This window comes from Streptomyces milbemycinicus (assembly GCF_002154605.1).
Lineage (GTDB): Bacteria > Actinomycetota > Actinomycetes > Streptomycetales > Streptomycetaceae > Streptomyces > Streptomyces milbemycinicus.
The window spans coordinates 1-588 of the sequence record NZ_MUNE01001110.1 but is presented as its reverse complement, the minus strand read 5'-3'; the positions used below and the strand labels follow the sequence as shown (position 1 = coordinate 588).

At 68.7% G+C, this 588-nt stretch carries 1 protein-coding gene; it reads left to right on the top strand.

The window, feature by feature from the left end:
* The coding region (locus CCN51_RS51395; RefSeq protein ID WP_425444813.1) for an endonuclease/exonuclease/phosphatase family protein at positions 1-588 on the top strand (588 nt) is incomplete at both ends.

Below are 588 nucleotides of genomic sequence, written 5' to 3'. Positions count from 1 at the left end.
GCCCTTCTTCGCCACCTCCGGCGGGATCGCCCCGGAGGTGGCGAAGAAGGGCAAGGCCAACCAGGTCTCCGTCGCCACGTACAACGTCGAGAACCTCGACCCGACGGACCCGCAGAGCAAGTTCGACCGGCTCGCCGAGGGCGTCGTCAAGAACCTGGCCGCCCCGGACATCGTGAGCCTGGAGGAGATCCAGGACAACAACGGTGCCAAGGACGACGGCACGGTCGCGGCCGACAAGACCATCGCCCAGTTCATCGACGCCATCAAGGCGGCCGGAGGCCCCACCTACGACTGGCGCTCCGTCGACCCGGTCAACGACGCGGACGGCGGCGAGCCCGGTGGCAACATCCGCAACGTCTTCCTCTTCAACCCGCAGCGCGTGAGCTTCGTGGACCGTCCGGGCGGCGACGCCACCACGGCCGTCGAGGCGGTCCGCGACGGCAACAAGGGCGCCAGGCTGTCGGTCTCGCCGGGCCGGATCAACCCCACCTCCGACGCCTGGAAGAGCAGCCGCAAGCCGCTCGTCGGCGAGTTCACCTTCCGCGGCGAGAAGCTCTTCGTGGTCGGCAACCACTTCAACTCCAAGGG